The organism is Streptomyces sp. NPDC006309 (assembly GCF_040613095.1).
Lineage (GTDB): Bacteria > Actinomycetota > Actinomycetes > Streptomycetales > Streptomycetaceae > Streptomyces.
Map to the genome: position 1 here is coordinate 118291 of NZ_JBEXRO010000001.1, position 24095 is coordinate 142385.

At 72.8% G+C, this 24095-nt stretch carries 18 protein-coding genes, 3 tRNA genes and 1 pseudogene; 12 read left to right on the plus strand and 10 right to left on the minus strand.

The annotated features are described in order from the left end of the window. Positions 1 to 5: 5 nt before the first annotated feature. From ABZ117_RS00550 to ABZ117_RS00560, 3 genes are all read left to right on the plus strand, one after another. Positions 6 to 1103, plus strand: a complete 1098-nt coding sequence (locus ABZ117_RS00550) for a MoxR family ATPase (protein ID WP_356816166.1) — start codon at positions 6 to 8, stop codon at positions 1101 to 1103. Next, the gene (locus ABZ117_RS00555; protein ID WP_356816167.1) at positions 1093 to 5109 is read left to right on the plus strand and encodes an SAV_2336 N-terminal domain-related protein; all 4017 of its coding nucleotides are present in this window, start codon (positions 1093 to 1095) and stop codon (positions 5107 to 5109) included. The genes ABZ117_RS00550 and ABZ117_RS00555 overlap by 11 nt, the downstream gene beginning before the upstream one ends. A gap of 169 nt (positions 5110 to 5278) precedes the next feature. Next, a complete protein-coding gene (locus ABZ117_RS00560; RefSeq protein ID WP_356816168.1) occupies positions 5279 to 6316 on the plus strand; it encodes a rod shape-determining protein in 1038 nt (345 codons plus the stop codon). Positions 6317 to 6354: 38 nt separating this feature from the next. Here the strand turns inward: ABZ117_RS00560 and ABZ117_RS00565 are convergent. The 4 genes and pseudogenes from ABZ117_RS00565 to ABZ117_RS00580 all read right to left on the minus strand — a co-directional run bounded on the left by ABZ117_RS00565 (position 6355) and on the right by ABZ117_RS00580 (position 10610). After that, a pseudogene (locus ABZ117_RS00565) lies at positions 6355 to 7305 on the minus strand (anti-sigma factor RsbA family regulatory protein). Beyond that, positions 7302 to 7691 carry an STAS domain-containing protein gene (locus ABZ117_RS00570; protein WP_356816169.1) on the minus strand — a complete coding sequence of 130 codons (390 nt, stop codon included), beginning with the start codon at positions 7689 to 7691 and terminating at the stop codon, positions 7302 to 7304. The pseudogene ABZ117_RS00565 and the gene ABZ117_RS00570 overlap by 4 nt, the downstream one beginning before the upstream one ends. 270 nt (positions 7692 to 7961) lie before the next feature. Beyond that, positions 7962 to 9260 (minus strand): serine/threonine-protein kinase, encoded by a 1299-nt coding sequence (locus ABZ117_RS00575; RefSeq protein ID WP_356816170.1) that lies wholly within the window; start codon positions 9258 to 9260, stop codon positions 7962 to 7964. Positions 9261 to 9335: 75 nt separating this feature from the next. Further along, entirely contained in the window at positions 9336 to 10610 is a 1275-nt protein-coding gene (locus ABZ117_RS00580) for a M20 family metallopeptidase (protein WP_356816171.1), read from the minus strand. A gap of 249 nt (positions 10611 to 10859) precedes the next feature. On the opposite strand from ABZ117_RS00580, the gene ABZ117_RS00585 reads away from it, so the two are divergent. The 3 genes from ABZ117_RS00585 to ABZ117_RS00595 all read left to right on the plus strand — a co-directional run bounded on the left by ABZ117_RS00585 (position 10860) and on the right by ABZ117_RS00595 (position 12569). Then, positions 10860 to 11072, plus strand: coding sequence for a cold-shock protein (locus ABZ117_RS00585; protein ID WP_356816172.1), 213 nt, complete (start codon positions 10860 to 10862; stop codon positions 11070 to 11072). Between the two features lie 805 nt (positions 11073 to 11877). After that, the gene (locus tag ABZ117_RS00590) at positions 11878 to 12135 is read left to right on the plus strand and encodes a type II toxin-antitoxin system prevent-host-death family antitoxin (protein ID WP_356816173.1); all 258 of its coding nucleotides are present in this window, start codon (positions 11878 to 11880) and stop codon (positions 12133 to 12135) included. After that, positions 12132 to 12569: a PIN domain-containing protein gene (locus tag ABZ117_RS00595; protein WP_356816174.1), complete on the plus strand. Its 438-nt coding sequence runs from the start codon at positions 12132 to 12134 to the stop codon at positions 12567 to 12569. The genes ABZ117_RS00590 and ABZ117_RS00595 overlap by 4 nt, the downstream gene beginning before the upstream one ends. A 612-nt stretch (positions 12570 to 13181) precedes the next feature. Here the strand turns inward: ABZ117_RS00595 and ABZ117_RS00600 are convergent. Together ABZ117_RS00600 and ABZ117_RS00605 are read right to left on the minus strand one after the other, a co-directional pair. Continuing rightward, on the minus strand, positions 13182 to 14276 hold the full coding sequence (locus ABZ117_RS00600; protein ID WP_356816175.1) for an XRE family transcriptional regulator: 1095 nt from the start codon (positions 14274 to 14276) through the stop codon (positions 13182 to 13184). Between the two features lie 69 nt (positions 14277 to 14345). Continuing rightward, a complete protein-coding gene (locus ABZ117_RS00605) occupies positions 14346 to 14966 on the minus strand; it encodes a hypothetical protein (RefSeq protein WP_356816176.1) in 621 nt (206 codons plus the stop codon). A gap of 553 nt (positions 14967 to 15519) precedes the next feature. Between ABZ117_RS00605 and ABZ117_RS00610 the strand changes: the two genes are divergently transcribed. Both ABZ117_RS00610 and ABZ117_RS00615 read left to right on the plus strand, forming a co-directional pair. Beyond that, a complete protein-coding gene (locus ABZ117_RS00610; RefSeq protein ID WP_356816177.1) occupies positions 15520 to 15789 on the plus strand; it encodes a type II toxin-antitoxin system prevent-host-death family antitoxin in 270 nt (89 codons plus the stop codon). Next, complete coding sequence (locus ABZ117_RS00615; RefSeq protein WP_356816178.1) at positions 15779 to 16237, plus strand: type II toxin-antitoxin system VapC family toxin; 459 nt, start codon at positions 15779 to 15781, stop codon at positions 16235 to 16237. Before ABZ117_RS00610 ends, ABZ117_RS00615 begins: the two co-directional genes overlap by 11 nt. A gap of 384 nt (positions 16238 to 16621) precedes the next feature. On the opposite strand, the gene ABZ117_RS00620 is transcribed toward ABZ117_RS00615, so the two are convergent. The 3 genes from ABZ117_RS00620 to ABZ117_RS00630 all read right to left on the minus strand — a co-directional run bounded on the left by ABZ117_RS00620 (position 16622) and on the right by ABZ117_RS00630 (position 17026). Then, positions 16622 to 16698 (minus strand) — tRNA-Ile (locus ABZ117_RS00620). A 176-nt stretch (positions 16699 to 16874) separates the two neighbouring features. Beyond that, a tRNA-Asn gene (locus ABZ117_RS00625) sits at positions 16875 to 16947 on the minus strand. Positions 16948 to 16953: 6 nt separating this feature from the next. Further along, positions 16954 to 17026 (minus strand) — tRNA-Asn (locus ABZ117_RS00630). Positions 17027 to 17185: 159 nt separating this feature from the next. On the opposite strand from ABZ117_RS00630, the gene ABZ117_RS00635 reads away from it, so the two are divergent. The 4 genes from ABZ117_RS00635 (at position 17186) to ABZ117_RS00650 (ending at position 22795) form a co-directional block, all read left to right on the plus strand. Continuing rightward, positions 17186 to 17491 (plus strand): YtxH domain-containing protein, encoded by a 306-nt coding sequence (locus ABZ117_RS00635; RefSeq protein ID WP_356816179.1) that lies wholly within the window; start codon positions 17186 to 17188, stop codon positions 17489 to 17491. 73 nt (positions 17492 to 17564) lie between these two features. After that, the gene (locus ABZ117_RS00640; RefSeq protein ID WP_356816180.1) at positions 17565 to 19016 is read left to right on the plus strand and encodes an FGGY family carbohydrate kinase; all 1452 of its coding nucleotides are present in this window, start codon (positions 17565 to 17567) and stop codon (positions 19014 to 19016) included. 117 nt (positions 19017 to 19133) lie between these two features. Beyond that, positions 19134 to 20867, plus strand: a complete 1734-nt coding sequence (locus ABZ117_RS00645) for an ABC transporter ATP-binding protein (protein WP_356816181.1) — start codon at positions 19134 to 19136, stop codon at positions 20865 to 20867. Next, on the plus strand, positions 20867 to 22795 hold the full coding sequence (locus ABZ117_RS00650; RefSeq protein WP_356816182.1) for an ABC transporter ATP-binding protein: 1929 nt from the start codon (positions 20867 to 20869) through the stop codon (positions 22793 to 22795). Before ABZ117_RS00645 ends, ABZ117_RS00650 begins: the two co-directional genes overlap by 1 nt. Positions 22796 to 22843: 48 nt before the next feature. Here ABZ117_RS00650 and ABZ117_RS00655 read toward each other — a convergent pair whose 3' ends face one another. Next, a complete protein-coding gene (locus ABZ117_RS00655; RefSeq protein ID WP_356816615.1) occupies positions 22844 to 24046 on the minus strand; it encodes an RNA polymerase sigma factor in 1203 nt (400 codons plus the stop codon). Positions 24047 to 24095 lie beyond the last annotated feature (49 nt).

The following is a 24095-nucleotide window of genomic DNA, read 5'->3' on the forward strand; positions in this document are numbered from 1 at the left end:
AGCCCATGCCCCTGTGGCCCGTCTACACCGGTACGAACGAGCCGCACGACGGCATCGCGAAGCTGCCACCGCCGCCGCCGTGGCGGGCCTTCGACGGCGGACCGGTGCTCCGGGCGCCCGACGCCACCGCCGACGCCTCCGCCGTCTCCCCCGACCGCATGCACCGCGCCGAGACGTACCAGGCCACGGAGCAGACGGTCCAGCTGGTCAACGCGGCCCTGTACCTGCGCCGCCCGCTGCTGGTCACCGGCCCGCCGGGCACCGGCAAGTCCTCGCTCGTGTACGCGGTCGCCCGTGAGCTGCGGCTCGGTCCGGTCCTGCGCTGGAACATCACCAGCCGCAGCACGCTGCACGACGGCCTGTACCAGTACGACCCGCTGTCGCGGCTGTACGCGGCCCGGCAGGCGGTCACCCGCACCGGCCGGACGGACCGGACGGACCGCACCGGCCGGACGGACCGGCTCGGTACGGACGGACGGGCGGAGGGCGCGAGGGAGGCGGCCGGCGGGTCGGGCATCGAGGACCATCTGCGCCTGGGCCCGCTCGGCACCGCCCTGCTGCCCTACGACCGCCCCCGCGCCCTGCTCATCGACGAGATCGACAAGAGCGACCTCGACCTGCCCAACGACCTGCTGAACGTGCTGGAGGAGGGCCAGTACGAGATCCCCGAGCTGGTGCGCGCCGCCCGCCTCGCACCGGGCGGTGTCGCCGAGGTGCTGGCCGACGGCGCCGACGAGCGGGTGCCGGTGGCACACGGCCGGGTCCGCTGCCGGGCCTTCCCGTTCGTCGTCCTCACCAGCAACGGCGAGCGCGAGTTCCCGCCCGCCTTCCTGCGCCGCTGTGTCACGCTGCACCTGCGGCAGCCGGACGACCGGCACCTCGCCGAGATCGTCCGCGCCCACCTGGGGGAACCGGACGCGTACGCGCGGACCCTGATCGACCGTTTCCTGTCCCGGTCGGGCGTCGGCGACCTGGCCACCGACCAGCTCCTCAACGCGATCTACCTGGCCCGCTCCGCCGACCTGGACACCGAGTCCCTCGACCGGCTGGCCGAACAGCTGATGCCGTACCTCGGGCAGGCGGCGCAGTCCGATGTCTTCTGACCGCGCCGGTTCCCCGGACCCCTTGGTCCGCCTGGCCGGCATCCTGGCCGAGGCGGCCCACGGGGTGCGCCCGACCCCGCTCGAACTGGCCGAACTGCTGTGGCTGGCCGGGCACATGCGCTCCGCCGCCACCGGCGCCGAGGCCACCGGGCAGCCGCCGGCCAAGGACCCCGCCGGCGAACCGGCGGTCCTGGACCGGACACCGTCGCGCACGGACCGGCCGGCGCCCCGGCCCTCCCCCGCGGCGGACCGGGAACCGGCGCCCGCACCGGCCGCGGCCCCCGGGCCGCCCTCCCGCGTCCCCCTGCACCTGCCCTCCCGCCGTCCCGCCCCCGGCCCGGCGAGCCGGCCCCGCACCACGCTCCTGGTCCCCGCGCCCCCGATGCTCCGCCATCCCCTCGCCCTCCAGCGCGCGCTGCGCCCGCTGGGGCGCCGCATCGACGCGCCCGTGGGCCGCGAGCTGGACGAGCGGGCGACCGCCGACCGCATCGCCCGCCTGGGCGCCGCCCCCGAGTGGTGGCTGCCCGTGCTGCGTCCCGCCCAGGAGCGCTGGCTGCGCCTGAACCTGGTGTACGACGCCGGGCCCACGATGCCGGTGTGGCGGCCCCTGATCCGCGAACTGCACACGGCGCTGGCCCAGTCGGGCACCTTCCGCACGGTCGCCCTGTACCGGGCCGCCGCAGACGGCACCGTGCGCGGCACCGACGCGCACTCCCCCGGCGACGGCCGCACCGTCACCCTGCTGATCAGCGACTGCATGGGCCCGCAGTGGCGGGAGGGCCCCGCCGGCACCCGCTGGTACGCCACCCTGCACCGCTGGGCACGCCGCACGCCCCTCGCCGTCGTCCAGCCGCTCCCGGAGCACCTGTGGCGGGACACGGCGCTGCCCGCCACGCCCGGCCGCCTGTCGGCCCCGCACCCCGTGGCCCCCACGGCGGCGCTCACTTTCACCCCGTACGAGCAGGACGGGCCCGGGTCCGGTACGGCCCGGGGCGCCGTGCCCCTGCCCGTGCTGGAGCCGGAACCGGGCTGGCTGGCCCACTGGGCGGCGCTGCTCACGGCACCGGGCGGCGGGGAGGTGCCCGGTGCGGTCGCCGCGCTGGGCCGGCCGCTCCCGGCGGACGCCGAGGACCGTACGGACGTGGGCGCGCTGTCCGCCGAGGAACTGGTGCTGCGGTTCCGGGCGACCGCCTCCCCCGAGGCGTTCCGGCTGGCCGGCCATCTCGCGGTGGGGCGCCCCGACCTGCCGGTGATGCGCCTGGTCCAGGCCGCCGTCGAACCCGATCCCCGCCCGCAGCACCTGGCCGAGGTCGTCCTCAGCGGCATGCTCACCACCGTCCCGGGCGGCCCGCCGGGCTCCTACGCCTTCCGGGACGGGGTGCGGGAGCTGCTCCTGCTCGGCCTGCCGCGCACCGCCCGCAACAGCACCGCCGGACTCCTTGAACGCGTGGGCGAGTTCATCGACCGCCGGGCGGGCCGGGCGCCGGGCGAGTTCCGGGCGTCGGTGCCCGCGGCGCGGGGCGCGGGCACGGCGGCGGAGGGCGACCCGTTCGCCACGGTCAGCGCGGACAGCGTGCGCCGGCTCTCGGGGGCGCCCACGCCGTTGTTCGCGGGGCGCTACCGGCTGCTGCGGCGGACGGGCCCCGAGGACGCCGGGGACGCCGGGGACACGGACTGGCTCGCCCAGGACACCCGGCGGGACGACGCAACGGTCCTGGTGCGGCAGTACGGGCGCCTTCCGCAGGAGCTCCGCGCCGGCTTCCCGGACGTCGCCGGGCGGCTCGGCGGCATCCGCCACCCGGGCATCGCGGCGGTCACGGACCACGGCATCACGGACGGCGTCGCCTACCTGGTCCGTGAGTTCGTCACCGGCCCCACGCTGAGCCGGCGGCTCGGGAGCGCCCCGTACGGCCTGCCCGCCGCGGAACTCACCGCCCTCCTGCCCCCGCTCGCGGCGGCCGTGAACGCGCTGCACACGCAGGGGCGCCCGCACGGGCGGCTGACGGCGGCGGATGTCGTCCTCACCCCGCGCGGGCCCGTCCTGACCTGCCTGGACGTCAGGTCCTTCGGCGGCGGGAGCCGCGCCGACGACCTGCGCGCGCTGGGGCACCTCGTGCGCGCCATGCGGCACGGCCCGGACCCCGGGCGGCAGCCCGCGCTCCAGCCGGCACCCCCGTCCCTTCCGGAGCCGATCGGAGCGGAGCTGGACACGGCGGTGGCCGAGCTTCTCTCCGGCCGTCCGCAGACACAGCTGCGCGGCGCGGACCGCCTGCGCCGCCTGTCCCCGCACCGGGAGGACGGCCTGCGCGCCGGGACCGGGGCGGGGGTTGCCACCGCACCCTCCGGGATCCGGTTCGCGGCCGATGACCTCACCGGCCGGCCCGAGGTCCGCATCACGCTCGAAGCCGCCGTGCACGAGGTCCTGGCCCGCGGTTCCCTCGGCCCCCGCCAGTACGCGGTGGACGTCCGTCCGGACGGCTACCTGGTGCGGACCGAGCCGGGCGCCTATCTGCTGCCCGCCCTCGTCGCCGTCCTGCGCGAACTCCCCCAGGCGCTGTCCCGGCTGACCGGACCGCCCCGGCTCGGCGTGACGTTCGGGGAGCCGCCGGTCCGGCCGCCGGAGGCCGCCGCGGACGTCGTGGTCGTCGTGCCGCCCGCGTTGTACGACGACTTCGCCGCCAGCTCCGCCGCCCGGCGCTCCCCGCCGTTCCGGCCGCTCTTTCGCGACAGCGCCCCGGACAGCCCGCCGGCCGCCTGGTACTGCCTGCTTGGGCCGAGGTCCCCCGAGCCCGGTGAACGCGACCTGGTGCGGGGCCCGTTCATCACGCCCGACCTGCACGAGCTGGGCGTCCCCACCCCGGGCCGCACGGCGATCGTGCACACGCGGCCCGACGGCCCGCTGACGCTGCTCGACCCGATCCAGCCGTACGGCACCCGGGCGCCCCGCCCGGAGACGTACTACTCGGTCGACCTCACCCCGCACGAGGCCCGGCACCTGGTGTCCCTGCCGAGTTCCGGGAAGGGCGCCTTCAAGGCCGCGGTCAAGCTGTCCTGGCGGGTCGAGGACCCGGTCGCCTTCGTCCGCGGGGAGAGAACCGGTGTCCCGGAGCTCCTGCTGGCGCATCTGACCGCGGCGGCGGCCCCGCTCACGCGCCACCATCCGCTGCGCCGCGCGGGCGCGGCCCAGCGCGCGGTGAACGCGGGGATCGACGCCTGGCCGGTGCCGGGGCTCGCGGTGTCGTACACCGTGCAGCTGGTCCCCGAGTGGGCGCCCGCACCGGAGGCGGAGCCGCCGGTCCCGTCGCGCCGCCGGCTGTCGGCGCTCCTGGCCGACGCCCAGACGGTCCTGGTCGGCTTCGACGGACCCCTCGCCCGGCTGTTCCCGGCGCAGCGGGCCCGGGAGGCCGTCCTCGACCTGCTGTCCGTCGTGGCCGACCACCGCGACCCGCAGGACGCGCTGACCGGCCGGCCGCTGCCCCTCACCGGCCCCGCCGGCCGGGAGGCGTTCACGCACCCGCTGGACCTGCTGCGCGCCTTCGCCCACGACCGGCTCGGCCCTCTGCTGCGGGCCCGCCTGGACGACCTGGAACTGCGCGCCGTCCCCGACGCGCCCACGACGCACCGCTCCCTCGCGCTCGTGCGCGCCCTGCACCGCTCCGGCCGGCGCGTCAGCGTGGTCACGGACGTCAGCACCCCGGCCGTCCAGCGCTATCTGGAGCCCTGCCGGCTGCCCCTCGCCGGTGTCCACGGCCGCCGCGCCGACCTCGGCCTGCTGACCCCGCACCCCGACTGCCTGCTGCGTGCCCTGCGCGCCCGTGGCACACCGGCCCGCGGCGGCGTCCTGATCAGCTCCTCGGTCGCCGAACTCACCGCCGCCCAGCAGCTCGGCCTCCGCTTCATCGGCTACGCCCCCACCTCGGCGGGGCGCCGGCGGCTGCGCGAGGAGGGCAGCGAGGTCACCGTGTCGTCCCTGGAACCGCTGCTGGAGGCCGCCCGTTCCCTGTGAACGGGCGTGTTGTCCGGCCGACACTCCGGGGCGGCCGGGAAGTACCCCCGTTCAGCGGCACCCCGCCCGGCCGCCCAGGAAAGGCGCCCGCCCCCGGCGCCGCGCAGGATTCCAGTGAGCCCGCCGACCAGGCGGGACGCCGAGGCCCGCGCACCCGGGAGGAGCTGCCGTGACCGTCAGCCTGGAGCAGTTGCGCCGCTGTCACTTCGCCGTCGACCTGGGTGCGGCGCGTACCCGCGTGTACGTGAAGGGCACCGGCCTGGTCGTCGACCAGCCGTCGGCCGCGGCCGTGAACACGCGGACCGGCGCGCTCATCGCGGTGGGCGAGTTCGCGGAACAGATGACGGGACGGACCCCGAGCTACATCAGGGTCGTCCGGCCCATCTCCGGCGGCACGGTGGTCGACATCGAGATGGCCCAGCGGATGCTGCGGCACCTGCTCGGCGACAAGATGCGCCGGGCGCTGCGCCGAAAGCCCCGGCTGCGCGCGGCGGCCTGCACCCCGCACGACGCCGATCCGCTGGCCCAGCGGGCGACGATCGAGACGCTGGTCGGGCTGGGGGCCAGGCGGGTGGAGCTGGTGGACACGCTCATCGCGGCCGCCGTGGGGTGCGGGCTGCCGGTGGAGCGGCCCGAGGCCACCATGATCATGGTGTGCGGGGCGGCGGCGACCCAGGTCGCGGTGCTGTCCATGGGGTCCATCGTGGCCGCCGAGCGGGTTCCGGTGGGCGGCGAGGCCGTGGACCACGCCATCGTGCAGCACCTGCGGCACGAGCACGAGCTGATACTGCCCAGCCAGTCGGTACGGCCCCTCCAGCTCGCCCTGTCCGGCAACGGGCTCACCTCGCAGGGGCCGGCGTCCGCCGAGATCCACGGCCGGGACGTGGTGACGGGCCTGCCGCGCAGTGTGCGGGTGGACACCGCCGCCGTGCGGGGCGCGATCCAGGCCCCGCTGATAGCCGTCCTGGACGGAATCGGCAAGGTGCTGCGCGACTGCCCGCCCGACCTGGTGGCCGATCTCGCCGACCGTGGGATCACGATGGTCGGCGGCTCCGCGCGGCTGCCCGGCTTCGACCAGATGCTGCGGCAGGCCACGGGGATGCCGGTGCACATCGCCGAACGGCCCGACATCTGCGCGGCGCAGGGCCTGGGCGACATGCTGGAGGGCCGGATCGAGCCGCTGGTGCTGAACCCCCTGGCCGCCTGAGGCCGTGGGTGCCGAGCCGGCCGCGGACGGCGGCGGGCTCAACGGCCCAGGTGGGCCCGGACGGTCGTCCCCTCGGGCCCGGTGCGGACCCGCACCAGGTCCGCCACCAGGTTGACCAGCAGAAGGCCGCGCCCGCCGCGCTGGTCGCGGGCGGCGGGCCGGCGGCCGGCCAGCGGATCGGCGAGGTGGCCCCCGTCCCGGACCTGGCACAGCACGTACCCGTTGTCGGGCCACACCGTGAGCACGCCCGTGCCGCCGCCGTGGACCACGCTGTTGGTGGTCAGCTCGGCGGTGATCAGCGTCAGGTTCTCCAGCGCCTGGCCGGACAGGCCGAGTCGTTCGCCGTGGCCGGTGGCCGAATGCCGGACGGCGGAGAGCAGGCCCTGGTCGAAGCCGACGGAGAGCAGGTCCGGGCCGTCGGGCACCGGCGGCAGCGGCTCGTTGTAGCGGGCGGCCACCCCGTCGGGGTCGTAGGCCGCGCCGGTCCGCCCGCCCGCGGGGCCGGCCGGGACGACGACCGGGTGGGTGGCGTGCGCGTCGGCGAGCGCCCGCTCGTCCAGGCCGGAGGTGTCGTAGGGGCACAGGACGGTGATTTCGCGGCCCTGGAACGCGGCGTTGATCAGCGCCTCCTGCTGGGCGCAGGCCGGGTACTCGGCCGGGCTGCGGCCCGCTCAGACCGGCTCGCCGATGATGTGGACCCGCCGGCCGGGGGGCTGGACGTCGGCGAAGGCCCGCGGTACGCCGGGGATGATCCGGCCGGGTTGCGTCCGGCTTCCCCCGCATGTCCAGGAACCGTACGGTGTCGCCGTCGGCGCCCAGCTCGTCCCGGATGAGGCCAGGTTCTCGCCGGGAACCGCCACCGCGACGGGCTCCCCGGCCACCGGCACCGCCCGGACGAAGGGGACGGTGCCGGCCAGGTACTCCCGCGTGTCGCCGTAGAACAGGGCGGGGTGGACGAACGGGTCGGCGGCCTCGACGGCTTCGGTCATGACGCCGACACCTCGATCCCCCAGAGCCCGGGCCACGGCAGGTCCAGTATCCGCGGCAGGGCGGCCGGGGGCCGGTCCAGCACCAGCCGCCGCCGCTCGCCCCGGCGCCGGGCCGCGTCCGCCAGGGCGCCGGCGCCCGCGACGTCGACGAAGGTCAGCGCGGAAAGCTCCAAGGGGTACACGTCGTCGCCCTCGCGAACGGCCCGCTCCAGCGCGCGTTCCCAGATGCCGTGCGTGGGCAGGCTGACCTCGCCCGCCGCCCGGTCCGCCCGCTCAACGGGTACACATCGAGCCGCGGCACCGCGGGCGCCGGCACGGCAACGGCCCGCGGGGGCCTCCCCGGCTCGGCTCCGCTCACGTCGACCCCCACAGCTGCGCAGGCACACGCTGCCCAGTCTGCCGCCCCGGTGGGGCGGGAGGCCGGACGCACGGGCCGCCGGGGCCTGCCGGGTCAGTACGGCAGGATGCGTCCCGAGGGCGTCCTGCGGTCGATCTCCTGCCCGCGCGGCGCGGCGGGCCGCCGGCTGACACGTACCCGGATCCGACGGTCCATGACGCCCTCCTCCTGCCGACCACCCCCCGGCTGGACGCCGGTAGGAGGTCCGTGCCCACGACATGCCCCGTTCAAGCCTGAACGGGTCAAGTCGTGCCCCGCCTCAGAGCCGTTGCCCGGGCCGGCCAGCGGTCAGATACCGGGCGAGGACCGGGTCGAGCCGGGTCAGCCAGGTGCTCAGCCGGGCCTTGCGGCGGGCGTTCAGCTCACAGGAGTACACACCGCCGTCCCACAGCCGCACGGTGACGGTGAGCCGGTTGCCGCGCCAGCTGCGTTCGACGTGCGCGATCTCGTCCCACGGGAAGTCCGCGGTGACGCCGGCGAGTTCCAGGAGCACCCCGGCGGCGTTGACGACCACGCCGGCCTGCGTGTCGGCGAGCACGGCCTCCGGGCTGCCGTACGGGACCGGCGGCCCGAAGCCGTAGGGGGCCGGCGGCGCGCTGGCGGACAGGTGCGGGGGCGTGGCGGGCCGCTGGTACGGCGGTGCCGCGGGCGGTGGGGGCGCACCGAACCCCTGCGGCGCCGGGAGGAACCCCGGCGGAGGCGCGGCGGACAGGTGCGGGGGCGTGGCGGGCACCTGCGGGGGTGTGGTGGGAATCGCCGGCGGGTACGGCGGGACCGGCTGCGGGGCGGAGCCGGTCAGCCGGTCCAGCAGCGCGCCGGGCGTGGGCCGGTCCGCGGGCTCCTTGGCCAGGCAGGCGGCCACCACGTCCGCCAGCGCGGCCGGTACGGCGGACAGGTCCGGCGGTTCGTGCACCGAGCGGTACATCAGCCCCATCGGGGTGCCCTCGCCCCAGGCGGTGCCGCCCGCCGCCGCCACCAGCACGGCCCCGAGGGCGAACACGTCGGCGGCGCCGGTCACGTCGTGCCCCAGGGCCTGCTCGGGCGCGAGGAAGCCGGGGGTGCCGAAGGCGGTGCCGGTGGCGGTGAGGCGGGTGGACTCCACGGCCCGGGCGATGCCGAAGTCCAGGACGCGCGGCCCGTCGTCGGCCATGATGATGTTGCCCGGCTTCAGGTCGCGGTGCACCAGGCCGCAGGAGTGGATGGACTCCAGGGCCTCGGCGAGGGCGGCCCCCAGGGCGCGCAGCCGCGGCTCGTCCATGGCGCCCTCGGCGGCGAGCCGGGCCGCGAGGGTGGGCCCGGGTATGTAGGCGGTGGCCAGCCAGATCGGGTCGCCGGTGACGTCGGCGTCCACCACCGGTGCCGTGTGGAAGCCGCCCACGGCCCGGGCGGCCTCGATCTCGCTGCGGAACCGCTCGCGGAAGACCGGGTCGGCTGCGAGTTCGGCCTTGGCGACCTTCAGCGCGACGGCCCGTCCGCCGCGCGTCCGCGCGAGATAGACCGTGCCCATGCCGCCCTCGCCGAGCCGGCGCTCGACGAGGTATCCCCCGATGCGTTCCATGCGGACAAGTATGGTCGCCGGACAGGACCGTTCGGTACGGCGCACTCGGCTTCGCCGTACCGGCGGCGGGCGCGGTCACCGGGCCGGCCGCGCCCCGGGGCCGGTGAGGAAGGCGAGGGCCACGGCGGCCTCGCAGGCGATGCCCGTGGCGAGGACGTCCTCGTCGATGCGCATGCGGGACGAGTGCAGGGACGGGGACTCGTCCGGGGCCAGGTCCGGCGGGCAGGCGCCGAGGAAGGCCAGGGCGCCGGGGACCTCCTGGAGGACGTAGGAGAAGTCCTCCGCCGTCAGCTGCGCGGCCGGCAGCACGCCCACCGCCCCCGCGCCGAGCGTCTCTGCGGCGGTGCGCAGGACGAACTCGGTGAAGGCGGCGTCGTTGACGGTGACCGGATAGCCGGGTGTGACGGTGGCCTCCGCGGTCGCTCCGTGCGCGGCGGCCACCCCGTGGGCGATCCGGGCGATCGCCTCGTGCAGCCGCCGCCGGGTCGGTCCGGACAGGGTGCGCACGGTGCCGCTCAGCTCCGCGGTGTCCGGGATGACACCGGGGGCGGTGCCCGCGTTCAGCCCCGTCACGCTGAGTACGGCGCTGTCGTCGGCGGCGAGGCCGCGGCTGACCGCCGTCTGGAGGGCGAGCACGATCTCGCAGGCCACGGGCACCGGGTCGCACGTGGTGTGCGGTGCCGAGGCGTGGCCGCCACGCCCGCGGACGAGGACCCGGAACCGGTCGGAGGCCGCCATCTGCTCTCCGGGGCGCAGCCGCACCGATCCGGCGGGCAGGGTGGGCTGTACGTGCAGCGCGAAGGCCGCGTCGGCCCGGCTGCCGGACGCTTCCAGCACCCCTTCCCCGATCATGTGGCGGGCTCCGTGGTCGCCCTCCTCGCCGGGCTGGAACATGAACACCACGTGCCCGGCGAGCGCGTCACGCCGCCCGGCCAGCAGCCGTGCGGCGCCCACCAGCATCGCCATGTGGGCGTCGTGCCCGCACGCGTGCATCAGCCCGGGGGTCCGCGAGGCGAACGGCAGCCCGGTGTCCTCGATGACCGGCAGCGCGTCCATGTCGGAGCGCAGCAGGATCGTCGGACCGTCGGCGGCCCCGGTGAGGGTCGCGGTCACGGAGGACAGGGCGCGGCCGGTGCGGATCTCCAGTCCGAGGCCGTCGAGCGCGTCGAGGACCAGGCGCTGGGTGGCGGGCAGGTGCAGGCCGGTCTCCGGGGTGCGGTGCAGGGCACGGCGCAGGGCGACCGCGTCGGCGGCCGGCCGGCGCGCCGCGCGGGGCAGGCCGGGCAGGTCCGGGCCGGAGCGGGCGGGGGCACCGGGGCTGCGGGGCGGGGTCCGTGGCGGAGGTGGCATGTGACCTTCTCCTTCCGGGTCCGGCCCTGCCGGCGCGGCCCGCGAGGGCGCCTCACGAGGAGGCGGTACCCCTTCACCGTAGAGATGCCCCGGCCCCACCGCACCGTCCCGGGCGCAGGGGTTGCGGCGCGGCCCGACGTTCACCGGCCGGACGCGTCCAGCTTCGCGACCTCCGTCCCGCCATCGGGGATGATCAGCTCGTCGGGCGTCCTGCGCGTCCGGCCCGAGACGTGATGCGAGGGAGTGGATATGGCGGAGCGGCAGTCCGGCACCGTGAAGTGGTTCAACGACGAGAAGGGGTTCGGCTTCATCACCCCCGAAAGCGGCCCCGACCTCTTCGTACACTTCCGGGCGATCCAGGGGAACGGTTTCAAGAGTCTCAAGGAAGGCCAGAAGGTGACCTTCGTCGCGGTGCAGGGCCAGAAGGGCATGCAGGCGGACGAGGTCATGGCGGAGGGCTGAGCGGCAGAACGGGGAAGCACCGAACCCGCTGCCGACCCGAAGCCGAGTCGACTGCCGGGCCGTGCGGCGACAGCGGACGATGCCGCACGGTGGTCAGCCCTCGGCGAGACACGCCGAGGCCAGTGACACCGGACAAGCAACGCGCGGCTGGACGGTGGAGAGCCGTCCAGCCGGTTCCGCCGCCCACAGTGCGCAGCTACCTCCTTGGTGCCGCGGTGTCGTCCATCGGGTCGACCAGCGGGGTTCGGTTCATGATCTTGTCGGTCCGCCCTACTCGGCGAACGCGGCGCCGAGCGGGGTGGATGTCCCTCGTGGCCGAATACCGCAGCAGGACGTAGGCGCAGACCTGGCTGCCGCACCACACTGCGGGCCCCGTCGACCTGCTGATCGCGGCGGCGGAAGAGGCGGGGCTGACGCTGCTCCACTGCGACCGTGACTTCGGGACGATCGCCCGTGCGACCGGACACCCAGTGCGGATGATCGGTCTCAAGGACTGATGGGTCTCCCTTCACAGCCCGTACCGGTCGAGGATGCTCATCAGCTTGCGCCTGCGCTTCAGTTCGGTCCGCAGACCGGCGTGCCGCCTCGCGGTTGAATACCGGTGTGGCACGGAAAGCTGTGGGGTTCGGCGACGACGATGTGCGGGTGCTGGCCGGGGCTCGGTCCTTCCAGCGGGGGCTGGGTTATCTGGACGCGGTGAGCGGTCTGCGGAACACCGACCAGCCCACCGATGAGCCGGACTTCGTTCGGGTTCGGCCTTGTATCCAGGTAGTAGGCGAGCAGCTGCCTGCCGACACTTTCGTGAGTGACCGCGGCATCGCCGCGCTCATCGCGCCCTCGGCGGCCCCAGAAGTCCTCGCAGATCGCCGCCGCGGCCCGTGGCGAGACCGTCACGGTCACCAAGAACGGCACCCCGGTGGCTCGGGTCGTACCGATAGGTGACACCGACATCCCCCCGTACCCGACCGACCCCATGGGGGACATCATCGACCTTCCCGACCTCGGCCTGCCCGATCTCACCGACGACGAGATCGACGACACGCTCAAGGGGATGGGCGTGTGACGATGATCGCCATCGCCGACACCATCGGCCTGTACCGCCTGCTCGACCCGAACCTCACCGGACACCAGGAGCACAGGAAGACACTGGCAGCGACCAGCCACCTGGTCATCTCCCCCCTGGTTCTGGCCGAGCTGGACTACCTGATCGCGACACGCGCCGGAGCCCGCAAAGCTCTGGCGGCGGCCCGGTTCATCGAACGCAACGTAGCCACGCACCGATTCGAGGTACCGCCTGTCAGCACGCACCTGAGTGCGGCGCTCGCGGTCGCAGAGGGGTATGCCGACGGCGGCAAAGGCATCGGACTGACCGACGCCATGAACGTCGCCCTGGCCGCCTACCGCACCGACGCCCTGCTCACCACCGACCATCACTTCCGCATGGTCCGCCCCCTGACCGGCCATCCCGCCTTCCGGCTCCTACCCGACGACCTGTAAGACCGTCGGTCAGCGTGCGACCTCGCCGTTGGTCAGCACGAGCAGGGCGCGCTACAGCGTGATCCCAAGCCGGGGCAGCGGAGGCCACGCGGGGCGTTGTGTCCACTCAGGCTCAGGTACAGGCACCAGTGGCGCCTGCTCCGTGCCACCCGCTGGCGCGATCGGTTAGGACTGTCCACAACGCGTCCTCGCCCTCTCCGTTGGGCCGGAGTTCATGATCTCCCTGCCAAGAAGAGACGCTTCCGCAGGTCATAGGCCTGCACTGGTGGGGCGGGTGGGACTCGAACCCACGGCCGACGAATTATGAGTCCATTCGGGATCTTGGCGGCGCTTGCCGATCAACGCCGATCCGTGGCGTTTGCAGGTCGGATGGGGTGAGCCATGCCAGCGTTTCTCGGCCCTTGCCGGTCCGTTCCTGTCCTTGCGTCCACAACGCGTCCCCAACGAGTCCACATGGCTCCACCACCGGGGCGCGGGACGAGCATCGCTCCACTTGAGGAAGGAATTCCCGAACTCGGGTGCAGCGGATACCCGTTCCACATGTCAGGGGCTTCGACCATCCACAGCGAGAGGTCCTGCACGACGTCCAAGGCCAGCGACTTCGCTGACCGCTCAGCGTACGAGGCTCAGAGTCCCCTTGCTCTGATGGTCGCCGAGCCCTTCTCGCCCGTCCTCCGGCGTCACAATGGTCAGCCCGAAGAGCATCTTGCCCATCTCGCCCGCTGTGACGCCGAGCTGACCGGCGACGTCACCGGGACGGATGCCTTTGGACCAGAGGCCTTGGAAGACCTTGGTCAGGATCTGCGACGTCTCTCTCTTCTTCAGACCCTGCGGTTCGTCCGTGCGGTATCCGCGCGCGCTCAGTTCCGCGCAGGTCGAGCGGTACTGCCAGTCGGTGAGGAGGCCGAGGTCGTGCATGCGGTACGTCAGCGCCATGGCGGAGACCTTCCAGATCCGCTTGCCCTGGAGGATCTGGTCGACTCGGGCTCCCGCCGGCATGTGGCCCAGCACACCCGCGGCGGGCATGAGGAACGCGCTGGCGAAGTCGTTCGCCTGACGTTCGGCCTCCGGTCCGGTGCAGGGGCGCTCACCGCTGCCGTGCATGACCAGGTGGCCCAGTTCGTGGGCGGCGTCGAACCTGCCGCGCTCGACGGTCTTCATCGTGTTCAGGAAGACGAACGGGACGCTACCCCGCCATACCGCGAAGGCGTCCACCTCCAGGGAGTCCGGTGGGAGGGAGAAGACCCGGACGCCGTGGGCTTCGAGCAGGTGCACCATGTTCGGCGCCGGCGCGCTTCCGAGTTCCCATCGGGTACGGACCATCTCGGCGGCCGTCTCCGGGTCGGGCTTGCCGAGTGAGGGCAGGTCGGGGTCGGGCAGTTGGAAACGCTCGTCGATCCACTCGTACAACTGCGCGGCGAGGGCACCCGCAGCTCGGGCGGAGTCCAGGATGCGGGGCGGTGTCTTGGTCCGGGCGCGCCAGGAGATGCCGTCGGCCGGGAGTTCGTCGATGTCCGGCCCATTGAAGAACTTCTCCGGGAAGTCGAGCGCGTCCGCAATCCGCCGGACGGTGGTCGGGCGGGGTGCTGTGCGGCCGGTCTCGTAGTTCGACAGGCTCTGCAGAGACACGCCGGCGCGGTTCGAGAGATCTGCGAGGGTCAGTCCCCGACGCTTCCGGGCCAGCGTGATGCGTGATGGGGTCACCATGGTGGACTGCCTCGTTGCTCGGTGGTGCAGGGTGCGGCACTGATAACAGTGCCGCACCGGGACGGAGGGTCAGCGGAACGGCACCTGGATGTCGATCTCGCCGCCCCCATCTTCGTACGATGGTTCGATTCCGTCCATTTCGAGGACGGGGAGAGGGATGCGCTGCTTCCACTTCGTGACGTAGCCGTTCGTGAACTCGCCCGGCAGCGACAGCTCGTTGTGGATGTGGACCTTGTCACCGGCCTCGACGCGGTACGAGACGAGGAACCAGACTTGGAGCTGGGCGACTTCCTCGGCACTCAGGACGACCTCGTCCCGACGGTGCACCGCGAAAATTTCCAGCTGGGCGGCGTTGACCTCGGCGACCCGCTGCGTGGCCGCGCCCCGCCGGTGGAGGTTCCGGGGAGGGCTGGTCCGCTCACCCGTCGCCGCGTCACCGACCATGACACCGATGGCGACGGTCCCGTCAGGGTTGCAGACGACCTCCAGGTGGTCGTGCAGAAGCCGCTTCCAGCCCTCGTGTTGGATGTGCATCTCACGGATGATGCGGACGTGTTCCTGGTACGCCCGAGTGCCGGCCGTGTTGGCCGGGTGGTTCCGCGTCGCGGAGCGGCGGGCGATCTCGCCGGCCCGCAGGGCGGGATGCAGGTACTCCAGCTTGGTGCCGAGGGCGGCGAGCTGCGCGCGCAAGTCATCGGGTTCTGGCGCAGCGACGGGAAGGACGGCCATTCAACCTCCGGGGTTCGACGGGCGCGATCTTATAAGAACGCCACCGCGGATGCGGTGCTGTTCTTATAAGCGTCCGACTTCAACTCCGCGTTACACCCTTGGACTTCGATGTCGATAACGGATAGGCACCGCGCGGCCGGCCCCGCTCACATCCCGTCGCCGTCGGCGGTACGTCACGTTGCACACGAGTGAACCAACGGTGCGGACCGTTGCCCGACCTCCCTGGGTAGCCCTCTTGTCGCAACCGACAGGGCCTATGTGGCAGCCCGAGTGAGCCATACGTACGAGAGGGTCTGCCTACCTTCAAGCTCTGTCGTCAGCTGACCCATGCACCAAACCGCCTACCGACCGGTGGTGGACGCGCTACTCCGGCTTGCGGGGACCTCGCGGTTGCGCGTGCGACACCGGTATTCCGCTCTCACGAAGCGCGCTGCCCGAGATCTGCCGACCTCGTTGGAGCACCCGGTGTGCTACAGAGTGGCACCTGATAGCACGCGATGGCTACCCTAGACGGATGACCGCCCAACCCGAGATCACCCAGCGCGACCTGCGCACCAAGTCCAAAGAGATCATGGACGCGGTCCAGAGCGGCCAGTCCTTCACCGTCACCCGCGACGGCCACCGCATCGGCGAGCTCATCCCCCTGCGCCGCCGACGACGCTTCGTCCCCCGCGGCGAGTTCGCCGCCATGTCCCGCAGCGCCCCCGACATCTCCCTGGACGCCTTCCGCGCCGACCAGGACGCCACCGCCGAGCAGGGCATGGACGATCCCTATGCCCGGTGAGCGCCAGCAGGGTCTTCTCGACACCAACATCATGATCCTGCGCAAGTGGATCATCCCAGAGGAGCTGCCCGCCGAGATGGCCATCACCGCGATCACCCTCGCCGAGCTCTCCGCCGGACCCCACCAGGTGCGCAGCAACACCGAACAGGACGACTACGACGAACACGCCGAACGCGCTCGACGCACCGACATCCTCCAGCGCGCGGAGAACGAGTTCGACCCCATCCCCTTCGACGCCGACGCCGCCCGCATCTACGGCCGCGTCTGCGCCGCCGTCGTCAGCACCGGCCGCCAACCCCGCCGCCGCATCGCCGACCTGATGATCGCCTCGATCGCCATCGCCGAAGATCTCCCTCTGTTCACCACCAACCCTGACGACTTCAAGGGTTTGGACGGCCTCCTCACCGTCGTCCCCGTGACCCGGCCGAAGGTGCTCCACGACCGGTAGAGGCAGACGGGAGCCGTGCGTTCGCTCCGACCATCACGACCAGCGACCATCGCTCTCGCAGGTTGGGGTGAGTGCCGCGGGCATGCCCGAGGTCCACCAAAGGGCTCCTCGCTACGACCGGCCACAGCCTGGTGGAGGCGGCGGCGCAGCCACCCCCGCAACACCTGCGTCCTCACAGCGTCCTCAAGTTCGCCTCCGGCTCCCTCGCGGAGGCCTTTGGCGCGACTCGACCACACCACGGTCCGCCACATTCACGCAGGTCAGCGCAGTGTCGAACCATCGCCGACGCAGGAACCCTGAACGAGCAGCGGATTCAATCCGTTGAGCCCGAGTTGGGGTTCTCGCGTCTCAGGAGGGACGTTTCTGCAGGTCAGAGACATGCACTGGTGGGGCGGGTGGGACTCGAACCCACGGCCGACGGATTATGAGTCCGCTGCTCTAACCGGCTGAGCTACCGCCCCATAGCGGCGTGTCGCGTACATGTGTGCGCGCCGTCTGCCGCAGCATAGCCGCTCATACGATCTCCTGCTTCGGATGGTCGGCTTCCGCGCTGCTCATGATCCCGAGGACGGCGACGCCGCGTCCGGCGGTTCCCGCGGACATGAAAAAGGACCCCTGCGGGGGTCCTCGTTCAGCGCTCCCCCGACTGGACTCGAACCAGTAACCTGCCGGTTAACAGCCGGCTGCTCTGCCAATTGAGCTACGGAGGACCGAAGCTCCCCCGACTGGACTCGAACCAGTAACCTGCCGGTTAACAGCCGGCTGCTCTGCCAATTGAGCTACGGAGGATCGCCTCGATTGCATCGATCGCGCCTCCTTGGGTATTCGCCAGGGGGCGGACGCTCGCTGCGACACATACATTAGCGCAAGCAGGGGGGTGCTCCGCCAATCGGTTCCCCCAGGGGCCGGCGCCGCACCAGCACACTACGCACGGGAAGGGTGGCAGCCATGCGCTACCGGCTCACGTTCCTCGCCGGACTGTCCCTCGGTTACGTACTCGGCACCAGGGCCGGACGCGAGCGCTACGAGCAGTTGAAGAAATCCGCCCGGCAGGTCACGCAGAACCCTGCCGTGCGCAACACCGCCGAGACGGCCGCCCAGCAGGGCCGCGTCTACGCCGGCAAGGCGTTCCACACGGTCAGCGACAAGGTCGGCGACCGCGTCCCGGAGTCCGTCGCCCAGCGGGTGCGGTCCCTGCGCGAGCGCGGTGTGAACGGCACGGGTGAGGACGACTGGGGCACCAGCACCACCTGAGGTTCCTCGCGCGGCGCCGCGGCCGCCGCCCCTCGGCCGGACCAGCCCCGCCGATGCGGCAAAATTCGTAGGCATGGGGATAGTCGCCGGCTTGGACAGCTCGCCCGATTTCACGCGCATCGTGGTCTGCGACACGGACACGGGCGCCGTGCTGAGGCAGGGGTACGCCCCTCATCCGGTCGAGGCACCGGACGGGGGGCGGCCCAGTGACGTCGACCCGCAGGCCTGGCTGCTCTCCCTGGGCGAGGCCGCGGGCGGCGGTCTGCTGGAGGGCGTGCAGGCCATCGGCGTCTCCTCGCAGCAGAACGCGCTGATCCCGCTGGACGCCCAGGGCAACACCGTCCGCCCGGCGCTGGTCGGCGGCGACAAGCGCGCGCAGGTCGCGGCGGCGGACCTCGTGGACGCGCTCGGCGGCCGGGAGGCCTGGGCGCAGGCCGTCGGGAGCGTGCCGCAGGCCGCCCAGCCGGTCACCAAGCTGCGCTGGCTCGCGAAGAACGAACCCGAGAACGCGCGGCGCGCGGCTGTCCTGCTCCAGGCCCACGACTGGCTCGTCTGGCAGCTGCTCGGACGGCCGACGCGCCGCACCACCGACCGCGGCGGGGCCTCCGGCACCGGGTACTGGTCGGCGGCCACCGGCGCCTACCGGCCCGAGCTGGTCGAGCTGGCCCTCGGTCACCAGGCGGTGCTGCCGGACGTGATCGGCCCCTCGGACGCGGCCGGTACGACCCCGGAGGGGCTGCTGATCTCCGCCGGGACCGGGGAGACCATGGCCGCCGCGTTCGGGCTCGGGATCGGGCTCGGGGACGCCGTCGTGTCGCTAGGGGCGTCCGGGTCCGTGATGGCCGTGCATCCGGAGGCGCTCACCGACCAGTCCGGGATGATCACTTCCCTCGCCGACGCCACCGGCATGCACCTGCCGGTCGTCACCACCCTGAACGCCGTACGCACGCTGCGCGGCACCGCCGAACTGCTGGGGCTGGCGGACCTGGAGAGCCTGTCCGATCTGGCGGTGAAGTCCACGCCGGGGGCGCACGGCCTGGTGCTGCTGCCCTATCTGGAGGGCGAGCGGACGCCGAACCTGCCGCACACCGCGGGGACCCTCTCGGGGCTGCGGCGGGAGTCGATGAAGCCGGAGCACCTGGCGCGGGCGGCGTTCGAGGGCATGCTGTGCGGGCTCGCCGACGCGCTGGACGTGCTGCGCGGGCGGGGGGTGGCGGTGCGGCGGATCTTCCTGCTCGGCCCGGCCGCCGAGCTGCCCGCCGTGCAGGCCTCGGCGCCCTCGCTGTTCGGCGCGCAGGTCGTCGTACCGCAGCCCGCGGACTACGCGGCGATCGGCGCGGCCCGGCAGGCGGCCTGGGCGCTCGGGGTGTCGCAGGGCACCCTCGACCCGCGGAACCCGCCGGCCTGGCAGGGCGCGGCGGCTCAGGTGCTGGAACCCGGCGAGGAACTGGCCGTGGGGCAGGCGGTGCGGCAGCAGTTCACGGCGGTGCGGGAGCAGACCCATCCGGGGGCGTTCAGTCTCTGAGACCCGCGCGCACCGGACCGGTCGGGTTAATCGGTTGGGGTAACAGGGGTCGGGTGCCCGACGATAGGGGCCAGGGGCAACCGTCCAGCCCCTGTCGCCGACTCCGAGAGACGTAGCGTGCTCATACGACTTCTGCGGACCTATCTCAGGCCCTACAAGAAACCCATCGCCTTCCTGGTGCTGCTCCAGTTCCTCCAGACCTGCGCCACCCTCTACCTGCCCACTCTGAACGCCGACATCATCGACAACGGTGTCGTGAAGGGGGACACCGGATACATCCTGTCCTTCGGCGCCCTGATGGTCGGCATCTCCCTGGCCCAGGTCGTGTGCAACATCGGTGCCGTGTACTACGGCGCCCGGACCGCCTCCGCCCTCGGCCGGGACGTGCGCGGTGCCGTCTTCGACCGGGTCCAGTCCTTCTCCGCGCGTGAGGTCGGTCACTTCGGGGCACCCTCGCTCATCACCCGTACGACGAACGACGTGCAGCAGGTCCAGATGCTGGCCCTGATGACGTTCACCCTGATGGTGTCGGCGCCCATCATGTGCGTGGGCGGGATCGTGCTGGCGCTCGGCCTGGACGTCCCGCTGTCCGGGGTACTGGCCGCGGTCGTCCCCGTGCTCGGCGTCTCCGTGACGCTCATCGTGCGCCGGCTGCGCCCGCTGTTCCGGTCCATGCAGGTCCGCCTGGACACGGTGAACCGGGTGCTGCGCGAGCAGATCACCGGCAACCGGGTGATCCGCGCCTTCGTCCGCGACGAGTACGAGCAGGGCCGGTTCGGCGAGGCGAACGCCGAGCTGACCGGGATGCAGCTGGCCACCGGCCGGATGCTCGCCCTGATGTTCCCGATCGTCATGACGGTGGTGAACCTGTCGTCCCTCGCGGTGGTCTGGTTCGGCGCCCACCGGATCGACAGCGGCGGGATGGCGATCGGTGACCTGACCGCGTTCCTCGCCTATCTGATGCAGATCGTCATGTCCGTGATGATGGCGACCTTCATGTTCATGATGGTGCCGCGCGCCGAGGTGTGCGCCGAGCGCATCGAGGAGGTCCTCGGGACCGAGTCCAGCGTCGTACCGCCGGCCGCCCCGGTCCGGGAGCTGCGCGGGCACGGACACCTGGAGCTCCGGGACGCGGGCTTCCGCTACCCGGGTGCCGAGGAGCCGGTGCTCAAGGCCGTCGGCCTGGTGGCCCGGCCCGGTGAGACGACCGCCGTGATCGGCTCCACCGGCAGCGGCAAGTCGACGCTGCTCGGACTCGTCCCCCGGCTGTTCGACGCCACCGAGGGCGAGGTGCTGGTGAACGGCGTCGACGTCCGGACCGTCGATCCGGCGCTGCTCGCGCGGACCGTGGGGCTCGTCCCGCAGAAGCCGTACCTGTTCGCGGGCACCGTCGCCACCAACCTGCGCTACGGCAACCCGGACGCCACCGACGAGGAGCTGTGGCACGCGCTGGAGGTGGCGCAGGCCGGGAACTTCGTGCGCAAGCTGGACGGCGGCCTCGACGCGCCGATCGCGCAGGGCGGCACCAACGTCTCCGGCGGCCAGCGCCAGCGCCTGGCCATCGCCCGCACCCTGGTGCAGCGTCCCGGGATCTACCTGTTCGACGACTCCTTCTCCGCGCTCGACTACGCGACGGACGCGGCCCTGCGTGCCGCGCTCGCCCGGGAGACCGCCGAGGCGACCGTCGTCATCGTCGCCCAGCGGGTGGCGACCATCCGGGACGCCGACCGGATCATCGTGCTCGACGAGGGCCGCGTGGTCGGCTCCGGCCGGCACGCCGAACTGATGGCGTCCAACGAGACCTACCGGGAGATCGTGCTCTCCCAGCTGACGGAAGCGGAGGCCGCCTGATGGCCGGGCCCATGGGACGCATGATGGCCGGGGGCGGCCCCGACCAGCGCTCGATGGACTTCAAGGGGTCGGGCAAACGGCTCGTCACCCACTTCAGACCGGAACGCGTCACGATCTACGTCCTGCTGCTCTGCGTGGTCGTCAGCGTGGGCCTGAGCGTGATCGGCCCCAAGATCCTCGGCCGCGCCACCGACCTGGTGTTCTCCGGCATCATCGGCCGTCAGATGCCGGCTGGTGCCACGAAGGAGCAGGTCCTGGCGCGGATGCGCGAGCACGGCCAGGGCCGGATCGCGGACATGCTCCAGGGCACCGACTTCACGCCCGGCCAGGGCATCGACTTCGACGCCGTCGGCCGCGTCCTGCTGATCGCGCTCGGCACGTTCCTGGTCGCCGGCCTGCTGATGGCGGTCGCGACCCGGCTGGTGAACCGGGCCGTGAACCGCACGATGTACCGGCTGCGGGAGGACGTGCAGAAGAAGCTGTCGCGGCTGCCGCTGTCGTACTTCGACAAGCGTCAGCGCGGTGAGGTGCTGTCCCGGGCGACCAACGACATCGACAACATCGGGCAGACGCTCCAGCAGTCGATGGGCCAGCTGATCAACTCGGTGCTGACCATCATCGGCGTGCTCGCGATGATGTTCTGGGTCTCCTGGATCCTGGCGCTGGTCGCGCTCGTCACCGTACCCCTGTCGTTCGTGGTCGCGACCCGGGTCGGCAAGCGGTCGCAGCCGCACTTCGTGCAGCAGTGGCGGTCCACCGGCAAGCTGAACGCGCACGTCGAGGAGATGTACACCGGGCACGCCCTGGTGAAGGTCTTCGGGCGGCAGGAGGAGTCGGCGCAGCAGTTCGCCGAGCAGAACGAGGCGCTGTACGAGGCCGCGTTCAGGGCGCAGTTCAACAGCGGTGTCATGCAGCCGCTGATGATGTTCGTGTCGAACCTCAACTACGTGCTGGTGGCGGTCGTCGGCGGGCTACGGGTCGCGTCCGGCGCGCTGTCCATCGGTGACGTACAGGCCTTCATCCAGTACTCGCGGCAGTTCTCGATGCCGCTGACGCAGGTCGCGTCGATGGCGAACCTGGTGCAGTCCGGTGTGGCCTCGGCCGAGCGGGTCTTCGAACTCCTGGACGCGGAGGAGCAGGAGGCGGACCCGCTGCCGGGCGAGCGGCCCCGGGAGCTGCGCGGCCGGGTGCGGCTGGAGCACGTGTCGTTCCGGTACGACCCGGAGAAGCCGCTGATCGAGGACCTGACCCTCACGGTGGAGCCCGGGCACACGGTGGCGATCGTCGGCCCGACCGGCGCGGGCAAGACCACGCTGGTCAACCTGCTGATGCGGTTCTACGACGTCTCCGGCGGGCGGATCACGCTCGACGGGGTCGACATCCGGAAGATGTCCCGCGACGAACTCCGGTCCGGGATCGGCATGGTGCTCCAGGACACCTGGCTGTTCGGCGGCACCATCGCGGAGAACATCGCGTACGGCGCCTCGCGGGAGGTCACGCGCGGGGAGATCGAGGAGGCGGCGCGGGCGGCGCACGCCGACCGGTTCGTCCGCACGCTGCCCGACGGGTACGACACCGTCATCGACGACGAGGGCACGGGTGTCAGCGCCGGCGAGAAGCAGCTGATCACGATCGCGCGGGCGTTCCTGTCCGACCCGGTGATCCTGGTGCTGGACGAGGCGACGAGTTCCGTCGACACGCGCACGGAGGTGCTGATCCAGAAGGCGATGGCCAAACTCGCGGCCGGACGCACGTCGTTCGTGATCGCGCACCGGCTGTCGACGATCCGGGACGCCGACGTCATCCTCGTCATGGAGAACGGGTCCATCGTGGAACAGGGCGCGCACGCGGAGCTGCTGGCCGCCGGCGGCGCCTACGCCCGCCTGTACCAGGCCCAGTTCGCCCAGGCCGTCGCCGAGGTGGACTAGGTGTATTGACCCGCAGCGCGAGGGGGGCCGCCGCCCGGCGGCCCCCCTTCAGTCGAGGTAGCCCCTGAGCTGGTCCGCGAAGGCGTGGTCGCGGAGTTTGTTCAGGGTCTTGGACTCGATCTGCCGTATCCGCTCCCGGGTCACCCCGAAGATGCGGCCGATCTCCTCCAGGGTGCGGGGGCGGCCGTCGGCCAGGCCGTAGCGGAGCTGGACGACCTTCCGCTCCCGCTCCCCCAGCGTGGACAGCACGACGTCCAGGTGCTGGCGCAGCAGCAGGAACGCGGCCGATTCCACGGGGCTGGCCGCGTCGCCGTCCTCGATGAGGTCCCCGAGGGCGACGTCGTCCTCCTCGCCGACCGGGGCGTGCAGCGACACCGGCTCCTGGGCGAGCCGCAGCACCTCGCCGATCCGCTCGGGCGGCAGGTCCAGATGGGCGGCGACCTCCTCCGCCGTCGGCTCGCAGCCGCGTTCCTGGAGCATCCGCCGCTGGACGCGGACGACCCGGTTGATCAGCTCCACGACATGGACCGGGACGCGGATGGTGCGGGCCTGGTCGGCGAGGGCCCGGGACATGGCCTGGCGGATCCACCAGGTGGCGTACGTCGAGAACTTGTAGCCGCGCGCGTAGTCGAACTTCTCCACGGCCCGGATCAGCCCGAGGTTGCCCTCCTGGACGAGGTCCAGCATGGTCAGGCCGCGGCCGACGTACCGCTTGGCGACGGACACCACCAGACGCAGGTTGGCCTCGATGAGCCGGCGTTTGGCCATCCGGCCCATGACCACCAGCCGGTCCAGGTCGTGCGCCAGCCGGCTGTCCAGGTCGGGCGTGCTGCTCAGCTTCTCCTCGGCGAACAGGCCGGCCTCGACCCGGCGGGCCAGCTCGACCTCCTCGGCGGCGGTGAGCAGGGGGATGCGGCCGATCTCACGCAGGTACTGGCGGAACAGGTCGGCCGAGGGCCCGCCGGACTCGGCCCGGGCGGCGGCCGGGACCTCGGCGGGTTCGGCGGCCTCCTCGGTCTCGTCGGCCTCCTCGGGCCGAGCCGGCTCGGCCGGTTCCACCGGTTCCCCGGGGTCCTCCCCGAGCGCCCCGGCGGCCGGGGCCTGCGGGTGCCGGACGGCGCGGCTCTGCGGGGGCACGGCCCGCAGGACGTCCGTCTCCGCGTCCGGTTCGTCCGCGGTGGTACTGGTGCTGGTGCTGGTGTCGGTCTGGGCGAGGGTCCGGGTCTGCACGGGGGCGACCTCCAGGATGATCGCTGCTGAAGGTGAGCGGCAGCGGTGCTTCGGAGCGGAGAGTCGACGG